The sequence below is a fragment of the Coralliovum pocilloporae genome (genome assembly GCF_030845175.1).
Taxonomy (GTDB): domain Bacteria; phylum Pseudomonadota; class Alphaproteobacteria; order Rhizobiales; family Cohaesibacteraceae; genus Coralliovum; species Coralliovum pocilloporae.
On record NZ_CP132542.1, the window covers coordinates 3,670,828 to 3,686,271 of the forward strand.

Below are 15,444 nucleotides of genomic sequence, written 5' to 3' on the forward strand. Positions count from 1 at the left end.
TCTGCGGGACCGGGATCAGCTGACCCTCATGCCCCGCAAGACAGATCATGTCAGAGGGATCAGAACAGATCGCGCTCTGTCTCGTCCTCGGACGGTGCGTACATGTTGATTTCCATGCCGCAATTGACTTCTTTGATTTTCGGTGTCGTCCAGGCCATTTTTCTCCTCCGTTGGCTAGTCGTTCAAAGCGTAGCAATGCCCCGGTTTTCTGCGTATTGTCCTTTGGTCGTAACTTTATGGAACTGGTATCAGACCCACCCGACCATGGTCGAATAGTGGCAGCTTGCATCTCTCGCTTACGCTCTCCTCATGCACTGGCCACAGTCAAAAAGTCTTGTCCGAAACCGGGATCGGGTCAAGCGCCTTGGGGTCGTAGATCCGCGAGGCCTTTCGGCCGTGCTGTTTGTCTGGCTCTTTCTTGTCATGGGTGCCGTTGGGCCCGGAGCCGTTATTTCACCTGCCCTCGCCCTTGAGCGTGACAAGCTGGCCGAGCTGATTGTCCCGCCTTTCTCTCTTGGCGAACCGTTGAATGACAGAGGCGTCTACAGCCTTCTGAATTCAGGCGGAGCGGAGGCCGGTTATGTCTTTGAAACCGAGCCGCTTGCTCCCCTGCCCGGCTTTTCCGGCGCGCCCATCAATCTGCTGGTGGTGCTGGATCTGGAAGGTCGGTTTCACGAGGTGCGGCTGATCGAACATAATGAGCCGATTTTTGTTTCAGGCCTTGGCGAGGCTCCGTTTCACAAATTTTTTGAACAATATCCCGGCCTGTCGATCTCATCTTCCATTGTGGTGGGGACACCATATGGGGATGGAGACGCGGGCAGCTCCCTTGTCTATCTGGACGGGGTTACCAAGGCCACTGCGTCCGTGCGGATTGCCCATGAATCGGTGATGGCCGCTGCACTGGCGGTTGCCCGCGAAAAGATGCAGGGCATTGCCTCCGGACCACCTGCCCACCCCGACCGGACACATGAGGAAGATCTCGACTGGGCCGCTTTGGTTGAACAGGGTCTTGTGAAGCGGACCACCCTCAGCAATGCCGAGGTGGACGCGCTTTTCAAGGGAACCATCTGGGAGGATGACGACCCGGGCGCCAGGGACAATCCGGGAGAGCCCTATCTTGATCTCTGGGTGGTGGATCTGGGTCCGCCTTCGATTGCAAAGGCTGTGCTCTCCAGGGATGGATATGAGGAACTGCAGGATTTTCTCGCCATCTCTCCGGATGATGAGCCGATCCTTCTGATCGAAACAGCCCGTCATGGCCTTGTGAGTGAGGATTTTGTCCGGAATACAGCGCCGGACTGGCTGTCTGCCGAGCAACATGGTCTGCCGGTTGCCCTGCGGGACAGTGACCTGCTGGTCGACCTCTCCGATGATGTGCCTGACGCACTTCATGACGGGGTGATGATGATCCTCAGAACAGACAGGCGGCTCGGGTTTGATCCGTCCCGTGACTGGACCCTGAAAGTGGCCGCCGTGCGGGAGCATGGCATGTTCCAGCCGGAAGTGGGTTCAGTGTCGCTGCCTGTCAGCCATGTGACCGATGAGCGGTTCTTCTCCCGGCCTGAGGTGATCAAACCGGCCCCGCCCTGGCTTGAGGCTCTGCGCGGCAGGCAGGGTGATATGATCGTGCTGGCCCTTTTTCTTTCAGGTCTCACGGCCCTCTTGTTCTTCAGCCAGAACAGGCTGGCGGACAGCCCTCTGTTCACCCCCTGGCGTCTCGGATTTCTGGCTGTGATGACTGGCTTTGTCGGCTGGTGGGGACAGGGGCAGTTGTCCGTTGTCACTGTGCTTGGTGTGATCCGCACAGCCTACGAAGGCGGGTCTTATGCCTTTCTGGTCTATGATCCGTTTTCTCTGCTTGTGTGGGCTTTTGCCATTCTCGGCTTTGTGCTTTGGGGGCGAGGATATTTCTGCGGATGGCTCTGCCCGTTCGGAGCCCTTCAGGAGTTTGCCCATCATCTGGGACGTCTTCTGCGTCTGCCGCAATATGAACCGACAGCCCTGTGGGACAATCGCTTGAAGCTGCTGAAATATGGTCTTCTGGCCGGCCTTGTCGCCCTTGTCTTTATCGCGCCCGACCGGGTTGATACGGCAGCTGAGGTGGAGCCGTTCAAGACCGCGATCACCACTTATTTTGTACGGGAATGGTTCTATGTGGCCTATGCAATCGCCTGGCTTCTGGCGGGCATGGTGTTGTTCAAGGGGTTCTGCCGCTATGTCTGTCCACTGGGTGCAGTGATGGCCATTGGCGGCCTGCTGCGCGGCCGCAAGTGGATTGACCGGCGGGCGGAATGCGGCTCTCCCTGTCAGCTCTGCAAGGTCAAATGCGGCTATGGGGCCATCAGGCCGAGCGGTGAAATCCAGTATTCGGAATGCTTTGGCTGTCTGGATTGCGTAACCATCCATAATGACAAGGCCCAGTGTGTCCCGCTCGTTCTTGCCGCGAAAGGCAAGGCCCGGCTGCAGGCTGCGGAATAAACAGCCTTTCTCTCCATTCTCACCCTCTGTCCACCCTTGCCTTTGCGAAGAGACTTTTTCGGAAAATCTGGCAATAGGGTCGGGAAAATCTGCTATTCAGAAGAAAGGTTTAACAGTTCTCGGATTTGGCAGCATGCGGCATACTTATTACGCACCCAGGGGCGGGCTCCCGCCGCAGACGGATCTTCTGACAGATCGGGCCATGTTCACCGAAGCCTATGCGGTGATCCCCAAGGGGACGTTCTCCGATATCGTCACCAGCGCCCTGCCCTTCTGGGAAGGCGCGCGGTTCTGGGTTCTGTCGCGGCCGCTCTCAGGCTTTGCTGAAACGTTCTCGCAATATATCGCCGAAGTTCAACCGGGTGGCGGCAGCAAGAGGCCGGAGACGGAAAAGGGCGTGGAAGCGGTGCTGTTTGTGGTGGAGGGTGAAATCACTCTTCAGATCGATGGCAAGACCCACCGGCTTGGCGAAGGCGGCTATGCCTATCTGCCACCGGACAAGGCCTATGAACTCCACAATGGCTCAGACAAGGCGGCCCGGTTCCACTGGATCAGGAAAGCCTATCAGGCCGTGGACGGCCTTGATCTGCCGGATGTGCTGATCGCAAACGAGAATGATGTGGCACCGACCCCGATGCCGGACACCAACGGCGCCTGGGCCACAACCCGGTTTGTCGACCCGGCAGACCTGCGCCACGACATGCATGTGACCATTGTCACCTTTCAGCCCGGTGCGGTTATCCCCTTTGCTGAAACCCATGTGATGGAGCATGGTCTTTATGTGCTGGAAGGAAAGGCGGTCTACAGGCTCAACCAGGATTGGGTGGAAGTGGAAGCCGGCGACTACATGTGGCTCCGCGCGTTCTGCCCGCAGGCCTGCTACGCAGGCGGCCCCGGCCCGTTCCGCTATCTGCTTTACAAGGACGTCAACCGCCATATGGGATTTGGCCGGGCGGGTGTGTGACCCTAGTCCCCAGAGTTCTTCTGAAGTCGGGTGATGATCTCTGACAGCGTTGACTGGCTGTCATAATAGCCCGTTGTCTCTGTCTCAACGATGCCGCGCACTTCCTCCGCCAGCCGTTCTGCCAGAGTGAAGATGCCTTGCTTGTCCCCGGCTGCGGTCAGCTTCAGGGACTCAATGTGGCTGATCTCGACCAGAGCCTCCAGTCGCAATTGAGTAATCCGGTGACTTTCCCAGGCTGAGCCCCATTCAAAGAAACCGGCGGCTGCAACCGACAGGGCGCTGATGGCGGCGAGGGCCGCAATAACATAACCTGTCCTGAAGGCACCGATCTTCTGATCCGGACGGTTCATGGTGGCAGACAGGAAGGTGATCAGGATGGATGCACAGATGGCCACCAGGCCCACGCCCCGATAAAGCAGATGTTTCATGTCAGCACTGGATTCGTACCAAATGATCTGCTTTGTCGCATAAGCGACTGCAACCTGATAGGCGGCAAGTGCCTCTTCCATTCGCGTCTTCCCCATAACCCATATGAAAACCCGGCCTGCTCATTGTGAACCGCCGGGCTTTTGTCTTTTGCTCAGGTCCGCCTGATCGTCGAGGGCTGTATCAGCCGACGATCATCTGTTTCATGCGCAGGGCTTCGTATTCCACTTCCTTCAGGCGATAGTTGACCACGTCGCCAATGGTGATGATGCCGCAGAGCTTGTTTTCAGTGACCACAGGCATGTGGCGGAAGCGGCCTTCCGTCATGCGTTTCAGGACGTCTGTCAGCGGGTCGGACGGCGTGCAGGTGACCACATCGCTTGTCATCAGCGCTTCCACAGACTGATCCATGATGCCGTCGGCCTGGTCCGCGAGCTGGCGCACGATATCGCGCTCGGACAGGATGCCCTTCAGCATGCCGTTCTGGTCGGTGACCACCAGCGCGCCGATATGTTTCTCCTTAAGCAGGCCCACCACATGGTCTATGGTGTCGTTCGGACGAATCGAGAAAACGGCATCTCCCTTGCCCTCGAGCAGCTTGGATACGGGTGTTTTCGAGCTCGACAGGTTTGAGCTTGTGGTCTGGCTGTAGGTTGTCTTGTCAGCCTTGTCGCCGCGAGTTGATGCCTGGTATGAGGCAGGTGCCATGCGGAATTCCTCCTGTCCGATATGGATTCTCCAGCCTCCATCTTACTCAGGGATGGCCATCTGGAAAGGGGTATTTTGTTGAAGATGATAGGTAATTGGAGCGTATTGCCGTGTTTGACAGTCTCTATCTGACCCCGTTTACCGGCACGATGATCGTGTTTCTGGTGGTGATTTGCGGTCATTGCTATCGTCGGGTCTGGAAAACAGAGCCGGAGAATGCCCGGCTGAAAGCCTGGCTTTATGGCGTGCCAGCGGCAATCGGGCTGATGGCGCTGGCTTTTCTGCCGCTCAAGTTCTGATCGCCCGGACCACCGCTATGCGCCTGCTTTCCCATCTGCGTTCCCGCCTGCTGCCGCGTCTGTTAATCATCCTGCCCGTTTTGCTGCTGACAGCCTGTTGGCCAGAATCTGAATCTGGATCTGAATCCGGGTCTGAGGTTCTGCGTCTGTCAGGCCACACCATGGGCACCAGCTACAATGTGACGGCCATTGGTTCTGATCTCGACAGCGCGATGATTGCCGACAGCATCAAGAACACGCTCGACCGGGTGAATGGCTCCATGTCGAACTGGGACCCGCAGTCGGAAGTCTCGACCTTCTCGGCCTCCGGCGATCTCAACCCGGTGTCCATCTCTGATGATTTTCTCACCGTGATGGCCACCGCCGATGAGGTTCACAGCAAATCCGGTGGCGTCTTTGATGTGACCCTCGGCCCGTTGATTGAGCTGTGGGGCTTCGGCCCGCGTAAGCCGGGAGACCCGGTGCCATCGGACAAGGCCATTGACGAGGCGCTTGAGGCGGTTGGTCAGGCCCGGCTGCTAAGTCTGGACGAAACCCGGAAAACCCTGGCCAAGGCGCAGCCTGGCACCGGTATCAATCTCGGGGCCATTGCCAAAGGCTATGGTGTGGATGCCATTGCCCGGGCGCTGGAGAGCCACGGTGTCACCCGTTACATGGTGGAGATTGGCGGGGATCTGGTGACGAAGGGTGCCAATCCGCGCGGAGAAGGTTGGCGCATCGGTATCGAAAAGCCGGAGACCGGCAGCCAGTCCATCCAGATGATTGTGCCGGTCAGCAATCGCGGCATGGCCACATCCGGCGATTACCGGAATTTCTTCGAGCATGAGGGCAAGCGCTACTCGCATATTCTCGACCCCCTCACCGGCCGTCCTGTGACCCATCGCACCACATCGGTTACGGTGATTGCCGAGAATGCCATGCTGGCCGATGCCTGGGCCACGGCCATGCTGGTTCTGGGCCGCGAACGGGGTCTCGCGGTGGCAAAAACCCATCAACTGGCCGTGTTTTTTATCGAAAGGGATAGCCAGACCGGGTCTGAATCCTATATCACAACCGAGAGCCCGGCCTTCAGAGCCATGCCGGGCGACCAGTGACACCCAGAGGACCGCATCACTATGACGACCTTTTTTCTGGCATTCTTCATTCTGCTGCTCGTGATGGTGGGCATGTCGCTGGGCGTGATGCTGATGGGTAAACGCATCAAGGGCAGCTGCGGCGGCCTCAATGCCATCTCCGGTGCCGACAAATGCGTGGTCTGCTCCAAGGAAATCGATCCCAACAGCCCCTTGCGCGACAAACTCCAATGCCGCCGCGCCCGCATGGCTGCAGAGAGCGAACAGGCGTCTGCTTGAGGGGAGAGGCTCCTCCCTTTTATCCGATTATAGAAGATTACTCTCCGCATCCATTGCTGCCAAAGCGATTAAAGCCTCAGACTGTGTTGCGTCTCGCATTTCTTTGTAGGCGAACAGATCATCTGTACGTATTCGTCTGTGACGGCCCGCTATTTCTTTAGCTCGGAATTGACTGGCAACATCCTGAACCCATGTCTGAGAGGCAATGAGTTGCGCCCCATGCAAAGGATACCTTGCCAAATCGCGCGCAAAAGAACATAATGTGAACATTGCTTGTTTTATGTGAGGCTAATCAATGGAAGACATTGCGCATTATCTGCCGGGCATTCTGCTGTCATACGGGGCATTTCTTATGGCGATAGCAAGCCCGGGTCCCAACGTTCTGGCTGTGATCGGGACGTCTATGGCGGCGAGCCGCCGTTCCGGGATGGCCCTGGCAATGGGGGTTGCAACCGGGACATTGACATGGGCTCTTCTCACGGCGGTCGGCCTGTCTGCCCTGCTTGCGACCTATGCGTCTGCGCTCTTCATAATCAAGGTGTTTGGTGGTCTCTATCTGCTTTTTCTTGCCTATAAGGCGTTTCGGTCCGCAGCATCCGCACACGATATTGAAGCGACAGAACTGTCAGGGGGACGGCGCACCTCATGGGGCTACTTGCGGAGAGGGTATATCATCCAGATGACCAATCCGAAGGCGGCCCTTGCATGGATTGCAATCATCTCACTCGGGCTTGTGCCCGATGCACCTCTTTGGGTCGCAGGGGCAATCGTGGCCGGGACGTTTCTTTTGTCTGTGGCCATTCACCTGCTCTATGCGGTGGCGTTTTCTACGCCAATCATGGTCAGGATATACGGCGGTGCACGCCGTTTTATTCAAGGCGCTCTTGGCACGTTCTTCGGCCTTGCCGGCCTCAGATTGCTGACAGACCGGAGTTGAGTCAACAGGCAGACAACAATCAGGAGCGGCTTCCGAACCGCTCCTGCACCCTGTACTCAAGAGGCAAAGATGGTCCGTGTGTGAGGGACTTTTGGTTGCGCAGCAATCAGTCCTGTTGGGGGTCCAGCAGATCTTCAAAGAACCAGGCCGCCAGTTCGTTTCGCCCTGTTACGCCAGCTTTGCGGTAGACGCTGGAAGCCTGTTGACGGACGGTCTTTTCGCGCGTGTTACGCAATTGTGCGATTTCCTGAAACGAAAGGCCTTTCAGCAGCATGATCACCACATTCTGTTCGCTTTCGGTCAATTGCCACACATCAAACTGATGCTGCATGACGGCCCTGTACTGATTGCCGATTTTCACGGTCTTCGGCTCCAGACGGGACAGGCCGCTTTTGAATCCGATGAGTTGCTCTTTCAACCTGTGAACGGCCTTTCTCTGAGCCCGGTATTCGTAAGCTAACATCAAGAATACGGCCACGCCCAGAGACAGGCGGCCTATATCGTCGAACATCTCGGAGAGAGTTTCCCCCGCTGCAAATTCCGAGACAATCTCATGGATGCTCGTAGCAAAGACAAAGAGCAAGAAGACTGCGAATAAAATCTGCCGCCTGGGCAGTTCAGTAATCGAATCCAGCATATCGGTCTTTCAGAATCCTCTCTGCGATCTGCCAGGGTTTGTGCCGGACATTGACCTTATGTCCCATCGCCTGACCCCTATTTCGGGCATTCGTCCGATGGACGGACCTCAGCCGCCCCAATACAAAAAGGGCATTGCCACCCGTCTCTCAAGTGTAGAATAGGAAAGTCGGAATGTCCTTCAAACTTACACGCCGTCAGGTGCTGGCCGGAAGCGGTGCCGTCCTTTCAGCTGGACTGATCCGCCCCGTATGGGCGAAAACTCCCTCAAGCAGGCTACCTATTCCAAAACTTGTAGACGCAACGGACGGCAATCCGGTCGACCTCCGGATTGGTGAAGGTCAAATGGCGTTCCTGTCGGGTGTTTCAACACGCACATTGGGGATCAGTCAGAACTATCTGGGCCCTACAATTCGGACCCGCAAGGGCACGACTTTGGCTCTTCACTATCAGAATACGCTTTCAGAAGGCGTTGCCATTCACGGTCACGGCCTTCATGTGCCGGGAGATGTTGATGGTGGCCCCCAATCTGAAATCGCGCCGGGTGCGGAATGGAAGCCACGTCTCTCAATTGTTCAGCCTGCTGCAACCTGCTGGTATCACTCACACACCCATGGCAAATCCGGGGAGCAGGTTTATCGCGGTCTGGCCGGGATGACGATCATTGATGACGAGGAAAGTGACGGGCTGGAACTCCCGAACCGGTACGGTGTGGATGACCTGCCGGTTATTATTCAGGATCGGACATTCGATACCAGCGGCCAGTTTGTCTATTCACTGACTGAGGCGCCAGAGGACGGCTGGTATGGTGATACAGTTCTTATAAACGGCGCAATAAACCCCTATGCCAATGTTCCCGCAGGGAAAATCAGACTTAGGGTGCTCAATGGTGCCAATGCGCGGTTTTACATTGTGGCATTCGCTGATGGCCGGTCATTCTTCAAGATTGCTTCAGACGGTGGACTGTTGTCCGCACCCGTCGAAATGACCGAAATGGAAATGTCGCCGGGTGAACGGTGCGAGATCATTGTCGATCTTGAAGACGGGAAGACGGCAGAACTCCTGACGCTGTTTGAAGATGACTATGATGCAGAAGGCATCGGTGGCAGCCTGATCCAGAGCCTTCTGGGCATCGGGCGACCTGCCCCTGCCCCCGCCTTGACATTGAAGGCAGACCCTTCTCTCAAGGCGCATACCGGCCCGCTGCCAAAATCACTGGTCACCATTCACCGTCCAGGCGAAGGCGAAATTGCCAGGACACGTGATTTCATACTCGATATGAGCCATGCGGATGACACGTCCCACACGGGGCACACGTCTCATACTGGCCATGCAATGATGGACATGACCATCAATGGTGCGGCCATGAATATGGATGTCATCAACGAACGGGTTTCCCGCGGTGTGTGGGAGCGCTGGCGTATCCGCTCCAATCAGGGCGAGCATCCGTTCCACGTTCATGGATGCTCGTTCCTGATAGACAAAATCTCGGGCGCTCCCCCGCCGCCAGATCAGCAGGGATGGAAAGACACATTGGTCCTGGATGATGATGGCTGGTCAGAAATGATCGTCCGGTTCGACCATCTGGCGACAGAGCAATTCCCGTACATGTATCATTGTCACATTCTGGAGCATGAGGATCGTGGCATGATGGGGCAGTTTACGGTCAGCTGACACCCCGCTCGTAGAACCCTTGCTGTTCTCCCGCAGAGAATATCACGTCTCAGCATTTCTTTGATGCAGTGAATGTCAACTTTGAGTCCAAAGTCAGCGGCATTGGTCCGGTCATATTCGCGAGTGCAGCATCAGCTTCTCAGTTGGGGGCGACCCATTCCTGCCATTCTTTGATATCTTCTCCTATATCTCGAAACTCTCATAAGCGGATATTCACCGGAGATTATCGAGTGAAAAAGCAGTCAACTTTTTAGATCTCTAAAGGCAGCTAATGCTCTCGCTCCGTATACGGCAGCTGGGCCCCCTCCCATTTCTACCGCAACAGCAATTGTTTCTGCAATTTCCCTCTCGGTGGCTCCATGCTGAAGTGCCGAGCGGCAATGATACACAATACAATCTTCACACCGGGAGGTGATAGATATGGCAACTGCCATCAATTCTTTCGTTTTGGAATCTATTTCTCCAGGAGAGGAAGCTGCCTGCACCAGGCCACCGTAAGCCTGCATCGGCTTGGCTGCGGTTTTATAAAGCTGGCCTAACCGCTGGTCTAAATCATCTGCGTAGGTTTTATAGGTCATTGGTTCGTTGCCTTTACATGATCCAGAATTGCATCATTGATGTCATTTGACGCTTCCATTTGGGGGATATGCCCCGCATCAGGTATGAGCTTTACCGTGCACTCTTCAGGCATCTGCAATGCTTGGCTTGACGGGATGATGGCATCCTTTTCACCCCATAGAACGAGCGTTGGTTTCAGTGAAAGGGAAGGTCTCAGATCATGCTGCTGACGGTTTCCTTGAAAGTTAGCGTCGATGAGAGTTTGTAAGGCTTCAGGAACACCATCCAGGCGCTTTAACTTAAGAACATCTTCAACCATTTCCCGGCCAATGAGCTCAGGGTCAGCGACAAGAAGTTGTAAAACTGGCTGAAGGGCCTTGCGCCGTTTCGCCGTCAGGAAACCATTCAAAAAGTCGCCATTGATTTCTGCTCCAACCCCCGCCGGAGCAATCAGCGAGAGCGAAGTCACATCTGCGCGCTCGGCGAGTGCAAGGGCAATGCCACCTCCCAGAGAATGCCCAACCAGATGAACGCGTTGGAGGTTCAGCTCATCAAGCATCTGGCTGATTATTTGGGCCAACCCTTGAATGCTGCCTTCGCCAACCCTTTTGCTCGACTTCCCATGACCTGGCAGATCGACCGATATCGTTCGCATATGTTCTGACAAGGCTGTCTGGTTAAACAGCCAGCCATTGCTGTCAGCGCCGAACCCATGAATCAGGAAGATGGCGTCGCCATCATCCGGTCCGACATCCAAATAGGACAGTTCGATCTCTCCAACGCTGAGACGTTTTGGCTCGGGTCCAGTATCGCTGTCGGTTTCCTCGGGCACGAAGTTCGATTGAAACTCTGTGATGAATGCTTTGATTTCATCTGTATTCGTGCCTTCTGCGCTCATCACAGCGATGAGGGCACCGACGGGAAGTGTCTCTCCAATTTGAGCAACGTGATGGATCGTTCCCGTAATGGATGCTTCAAACACATTGGCAATCTTAGTTGTTTCAATTTCTGCAATCTCAGTGCCCTGTTCGACCTGACTACCGTCCTCGACAAGCCAGGTTGTTAGGTCACCTTCCTGCATGGCCAGTCCCCATTTGGGCATGACGATTGGTGTGATATCAGAGGTCATCTGTCACTCCTGTTATTTTTATTTTCAATGAAGATCCAGCCCCAGCATGTCAGCGCTGGGACCAGCCCGTTCGGAAGATTAAGCAAAGGTCGCGCGAACAGCGGCTTCGATCTTAGCTGTGCTCGGCACGTAAAGGTCCTCAAGCTCCGGTGCAAAAGGTACCGGTGTATGGGGGGCTGTCACCATTTTGATAGGCGCTTTGAGAGCCCCAAACGCATCCTGTGCTATCATCGACGAAATATCGGACGCCATGGAACAACGCGGATTACTTTCATCCACCACCACAACGCGACCGGTCTCTTCAACACATTCCATCAAGGTTTCCGTATCGAAAGGCGAGGTTGTTCGCGGATCCAGCACGGTGCAGCTGATGCCTTCCTTTTCGAGTTTATCGGCGACCTGATTGGCAAACCCAACCATACGTCCAAGTGCAACAATAGTAACATCGTCTCCTTCACGGGTGAGGTTTGCTTCGCCAAACGGGATTGTATAAGGATCGTCCGGCACTTCTTCTTCTTCATCATACATAACCTTGTGCTCGAAGAAGATAACAGGGTCATCATCGCGAATGGCCTGGATCATCAATCCCTTTGCTTCGTATGGTGAAGACGGAACGACAACCTTCAGTCCCGGCACATGGGTAAACAAGGAATATAAGCACTGACTGTGCTGACTGGCTGCGCGAAATCCAGCCCCATACATGGTCCGAACCACGAGAGGCGTCACCGCTTTGCCGCCAAACATATATCTGAACTTGGCTGCCTGATTGAAAATCTGGTCAAAACAGACGCCCATGAAATCTGCGAACATCAATTCAACAACAGGCCGAAGGCCGGTTGCAGCCGCACCAGCTGCAGCACCCACAAAGGCGCTTTCGCTAATCGGCGTATCCAACACTCGATCAGGGCCGAATTCCGGATAAAGGCCTTTCGTTACGCCCAGCACGCCGCCCCAGGCGTCATCCTCACCTTTAGCACCGGCACCACCAGCATTATCTTCACCCCAAAGGAGTACATTTTCATCGCGGCGCATTTCCTGGGCAATTGCTTCATTGATTGCCTGACGATACGATTTTTTCGCCATTTTTTCTCTCCCTTAGTAGGTCACATACACATCAGTAAGAAGATCAGCTTCGCTTGGTGCTGCGGCGTTCTCTGATTCTTTGACACATTGATCAATCAATGCCGCAACCTGAGCATCAATCTCATCAAGTTGAGCATCCTCCAGGAGAGCCATCTCTGTTACGCGAGCGCGAAAGATTTTCAGGCTGTCTCGTTCAGCTCGGACACGCTGAATTTCTCCCTCTTCGCGATACGTCATCGCATCGCCTTCAAAATGTCCGAAGAAACGGTTGAGTTTTACGTGCATCAGGCTGGGTCCATCGCCATTACGTGCGCGGTCAATACACTCGCTGGCAGCCTCATGGACGGCAAAAAAATCATGCCCATCTACTTCAACACCCGGCATGCCAAAACCTTTAGCCCGGTCTAGCTGAGTGCCCGAGACGGACCAGCCGGAAGCGGTGGATTCCGCATATCCGTTGTCTTCGACAACAAAGATAACCGGGAGGTTCCAAACGTTCGCAAGGTTGTAGCTTTCAAGTGTTGTCCCCTGGTTTGAGCCACCATCACCAACGAATGCAACTGCGACACCACCCGTTTTCTTGTATTTTGCGGTCATGGCAGCCCCACAAATCAAGGGCGGGCCGCCGCCAACAATACCATTCGCGCCCATCATCCCTTTCGACAGATCAGCAATATGCATGGAACCACCTTTGCCACCGCATACACCGTTTCGACGGCCATAAATTTCCATCATCATCCCAGGCACATCGACGCCTTTCGCGATACAATGGCCGTGACCGCGGTGCGTACTTGCAATCATGTCGCGATTATCCAAATGCGAGCAGATGCCAACTGCTGACGCTTCTTCACCTGCGTAAAGGTGAACGAAACCTGGTATGCCGCCGCCTGAAAATTCTTCATGAACCCGTTCCTCGAAATCTCGAATCGTCCGCATCGAACGATATGCTTCAAGCAACTGTTCTCGATTGAACTGCATTGGCTTTCCTCCCTTTGCTTGTCGTCTCAAGCGCCCATGAATGTTGTGTCACTGGGCATGTGGTAGGATATTGGGAGGAATAGCTTCTCGCAGCGAACGACAAATGTGATCAATGGCGGGCAAATTGAAAATACTTATGCCAAAGTGCTGCACCCTGTGTTGCAGGGTGTTGCGCTTGCAACAACGTAGTCGAACTTGAGCAAATTATCCCTCAGTGAGGGCGGACCAGACCTTCGCGTTTTATACGCCTGTGGATGGTGCTGCGATCCACGCCAAGCTGACGTGCCACCCGAGAAAGGTTCCAGTTAAAACCATCAAGCAATGTTTTTAAATCTTCAGTCTCTTGCTTTAGGTCCGTTTCAGGGAACGCCGGAGCGGGAAGATCCTCAACATCAATAACCGCGTGATCAGATAAGGCGACAGCCACCTCGAGAACGCCGCGCAATTCACGGATGTTCCCTGGCCATTGTCTGGAGGAAAGGTCAGCTAGGGCCGCTGCTGTTAACTGCCAATGCTCAGAATGTGTAATTGTAATTTCTCGCAAGATTCTGGTTGCGATCGTGCCTATGTCGTTTCGGGTTCGCAAGGCAGGCAGCTTCAATGTGGCAGGTGCTAGACGGAAATACAGATCACTCCTGAATGCACCTTCCCGAACCATCTCAACCAAACTACGTTGTGTTGCCGAGACAAGCTTAATTTTTACAGGTGTCGAGACGGCAGAACCTACCGGTTGTACAGTTTCGTTAGCAAGAAGACGGAGGAGACGAGCCTGAACAGCCAAAGACATATCCCCGATCTCGTCCAAAAACAGTGTTCCACCATTTGCCGCTTCAACAAGCCCGTGTCTGGCATTCTTCCCGCTGACACCAAAGAGTTCCTCCTCAAGCATCATTTCTGGAATAGAAGCACAATTGACAGCGACAAAAGGTCGATCTTTGCCGGTTATTGTATGGATCGCACGAGCGAGGCGTTCCTTGCCTGTCCCGGTCTCTCCCTCAATCAGGATAGGTACCCGGCTTCTGGCCAGTCGCTCAGCTTGTTCGGCAAGTCCGGAAACAATCTGATCATCGTCGCCCAAAGCAATACGGGTCGGGGACTTTTGTAGCGATTTTTCCAGTAATCTGCTCTGAGGGGCAATCGCATGCCCGAACAGGGCTTCCCCGTTCCGCAGAAAGATGATCCGTTCCTCGGTGGGTCTCGCCCGTGTGAGGTTTGGCATTTCATCAATCGTTAGATCAAAAAAAGTATTCAGATTCTGGCCAACAATTTTGTCAGGGTTGCGCCAATTCAATCCGCTCGCCCGCGCCAAGATCTTGGATGCACCGTTTGTGATACCGATAATGCGGCCGGAGCCATCAAGGGCAATGCCTGCCTCGGGATCGACATCAAGAAATTCCGGCAAACTGGAAAACCTTAAAACCCAGTCACTGCGTGTGCGTGCCATTAAGTTGGCAAGTTCTATACGCCTGACGGATGTCTGTACAAGCTGAAGTGCCAGACTCTGACTGACCTTGGGTTGAGGTGATCGCAACAGCGATATATCAAGCACGGCAGATAACATGCCATTCGTATCGAAAATGGGGGCTGCTGTGCAACTCAGCGGAACGTGTGCGATATTAAAATGGTCGGATTGATGCACCGTTCCTGCTTCACCAGACATGATAACGGCACCCACACCACATGTGCCGGCATTTTCTTCCGACCAATCGGATCCCAGATAAAGGCCAGCTGAGCGCAGATCATCCTCGAATGTAGGATCGCCAAAATAATCAATGGTGACACCGGCGTTATCAGCAAGCAGCAAAACATAGTTCTGACCGGCAACCTGGCGAAATAGTGTTTGTAGTCCGCTACGTGCGATGCGGATCAGGTGTTCGGATTGTTCCCGGTGCTCACGCAATTTTTCAGCTGAAACGATATTGGACGAATTAGGACGCATAGGATCAAGGCCATGGCTGTCCACGCAACGCCGCCAGCTTTCTACCACGAAAGGGTCTCGATTATTGGTTGAACCGGCCAACGCCTGATCAATGACATCATAATGATTGTACGGCATTACCTCCCACCAGAGTTTGCCCCGGATAAGAAAGTTTACTGGTTTGTTTTTGCGGGAGTCAAATGATGCACTCTTCAATCTTGAGACATCCGTCTCAAGAACAGAGATTTGCGATAGAAGTAATCAGTCCGACTCTTAGTCAACATTGATCATTGGGAGCGAC

The 15,444-nt window shown here is 54.5% G+C and carries 16 protein-coding genes; 7 read left to right on the forward strand and 9 right to left on the reverse strand.

All coding sequences use genetic code 11. The annotated features are described in order from the left end of the window. Nucleotides 1-59: 59 nt before the first annotated feature. The gene (pqqA, locus tag RA157_RS16645) at nt 60-158 is read right to left on the reverse strand and encodes a pyrroloquinoline quinone precursor peptide PqqA (RefSeq protein WP_350334240.1); all 99 of its coding nucleotides are present in this window, start codon (nt 156-158) and stop codon (nt 60-62) included. Nucleotides 159-309: 151 nt separating this feature from the next. Between pqqA and RA157_RS16650 the strand changes: the two genes are divergently transcribed. Then, complete coding sequence (locus tag RA157_RS16650; protein WP_350334241.1) at nt 310-2,481, forward strand: 4Fe-4S binding protein; 2,172 nt, start codon at nt 310-312, stop codon at nt 2,479-2,481. 133 nt (nt 2,482-2,614) lie between these two features. Beyond that, a complete protein-coding gene (locus RA157_RS16655) occupies nt 2,615-3,445 on the forward strand; it encodes a bifunctional allantoicase/(S)-ureidoglycine aminohydrolase (RefSeq protein WP_350334242.1) in 831 nt (276 codons plus the stop codon). A 2-nt stretch (nt 3,446-3,447) separates the two neighbouring features. On the opposite strand, the gene RA157_RS16660 is transcribed toward RA157_RS16655, so the two are convergent. Both RA157_RS16660 and RA157_RS16665 read right to left on the reverse strand, forming a co-directional pair. Next, on the reverse strand, nt 3,448-3,954 hold the full coding sequence (locus RA157_RS16660) for a DUF4231 domain-containing protein (protein WP_350334243.1): 507 nt from the start codon (nt 3,952-3,954) through the stop codon (nt 3,448-3,450). 100 nt (nt 3,955-4,054) lie between these two features. Beyond that, a complete protein-coding gene (locus RA157_RS16665) occupies nt 4,055-4,579 on the reverse strand; it encodes a CBS domain-containing protein (RefSeq protein ID WP_350334244.1) in 525 nt (174 codons plus the stop codon). A gap of 95 nt (nt 4,580-4,674) precedes the next feature. Between RA157_RS16665 and RA157_RS16670 the strand changes: the two genes are divergently transcribed. The 4 genes from RA157_RS16670 (at nt 4,675) to RA157_RS16685 (ending at nt 7,167) form a co-directional block, all read left to right on the forward strand. Further along, complete coding sequence (locus tag RA157_RS16670; protein ID WP_350334245.1) at nt 4,675-4,878, forward strand: hypothetical protein; 204 nt, start codon at nt 4,675-4,677, stop codon at nt 4,876-4,878. Nucleotides 4,879-4,895: 17 nt separating this feature from the next. Continuing rightward, nucleotides 4,896-5,972, forward strand: coding sequence for an FAD:protein FMN transferase (locus tag RA157_RS16675; protein WP_350334246.1), 1,077 nt, complete (start codon nt 4,896-4,898; stop codon nt 5,970-5,972). 21 nt (nt 5,973-5,993) lie between these two features. Further along, nucleotides 5,994-6,230, forward strand: a complete 237-nt coding sequence (nqrM, locus tag RA157_RS16680) for a (Na+)-NQR maturation NqrM (protein WP_350334247.1) — start codon at nt 5,994-5,996, stop codon at nt 6,228-6,230. Nucleotides 6,231-6,525: 295 nt separating this feature from the next. Continuing rightward, entirely contained in the window at nt 6,526-7,167 is a 642-nt protein-coding gene (locus RA157_RS16685; RefSeq protein WP_350334248.1) for a LysE family translocator, read from the forward strand. Between the two features lie 106 nt (nt 7,168-7,273). Here the strand turns inward: RA157_RS16685 and RA157_RS16690 are convergent, their stop codons facing one another. Next, nucleotides 7,274-7,804, reverse strand: coding sequence for a helix-turn-helix transcriptional regulator (locus RA157_RS16690; protein WP_350334249.1), 531 nt, complete (start codon nt 7,802-7,804; stop codon nt 7,274-7,276). A 173-nt stretch (nt 7,805-7,977) separates the two neighbouring features. On the opposite strand from RA157_RS16690, the gene RA157_RS16695 reads away from it, so the two are divergent. After that, entirely contained in the window at nt 7,978-9,477 is a 1,500-nt protein-coding gene (locus RA157_RS16695) for a multicopper oxidase domain-containing protein (RefSeq protein ID WP_350334250.1), read from the forward strand. Nucleotides 9,478-9,719: 242 nt separating this feature from the next. On the opposite strand, the gene RA157_RS16700 is transcribed toward RA157_RS16695, so the two are convergent. The 5 genes from RA157_RS16700 to RA157_RS16720 all read right to left on the reverse strand — a co-directional run bounded on the left by RA157_RS16700 (nt 9,720) and on the right by RA157_RS16720 (nt 15,281). Beyond that, complete coding sequence (locus RA157_RS16700) at nt 9,720-10,055, reverse strand: carboxymuconolactone decarboxylase family protein (protein WP_350334251.1); 336 nt, start codon at nt 10,053-10,055, stop codon at nt 9,720-9,722. Then, nucleotides 10,052-11,164: an acetoin dehydrogenase dihydrolipoyllysine-residue acetyltransferase subunit gene (locus RA157_RS16705; protein ID WP_350334252.1), complete on the reverse strand. Its 1,113-nt coding sequence runs from the start codon at nt 11,162-11,164 to the stop codon at nt 10,052-10,054. Before RA157_RS16705 ends, RA157_RS16700 begins: the two co-directional genes overlap by 4 nt. Before the next feature lie 78 nt (nt 11,165-11,242). Then, nucleotides 11,243-12,247: an alpha-ketoacid dehydrogenase subunit beta gene (locus RA157_RS16710; protein WP_350334253.1), complete on the reverse strand. Its 1,005-nt coding sequence runs from the start codon at nt 12,245-12,247 to the stop codon at nt 11,243-11,245. 12 nt (nt 12,248-12,259) lie between these two features. After that, complete coding sequence (locus RA157_RS16715; RefSeq protein WP_350334254.1) at nt 12,260-13,225, reverse strand: thiamine pyrophosphate-dependent dehydrogenase E1 component subunit alpha; 966 nt, start codon at nt 13,223-13,225, stop codon at nt 12,260-12,262. A 211-nt stretch (nt 13,226-13,436) separates the two neighbouring features. After that, a complete protein-coding gene (locus RA157_RS16720; RefSeq protein WP_434058511.1) occupies nt 13,437-15,281 on the reverse strand; it encodes a sigma-54-dependent Fis family transcriptional regulator in 1,845 nt (614 codons plus the stop codon). Between the last annotated feature and the right edge of the window lie 163 nt (nt 15,282-15,444).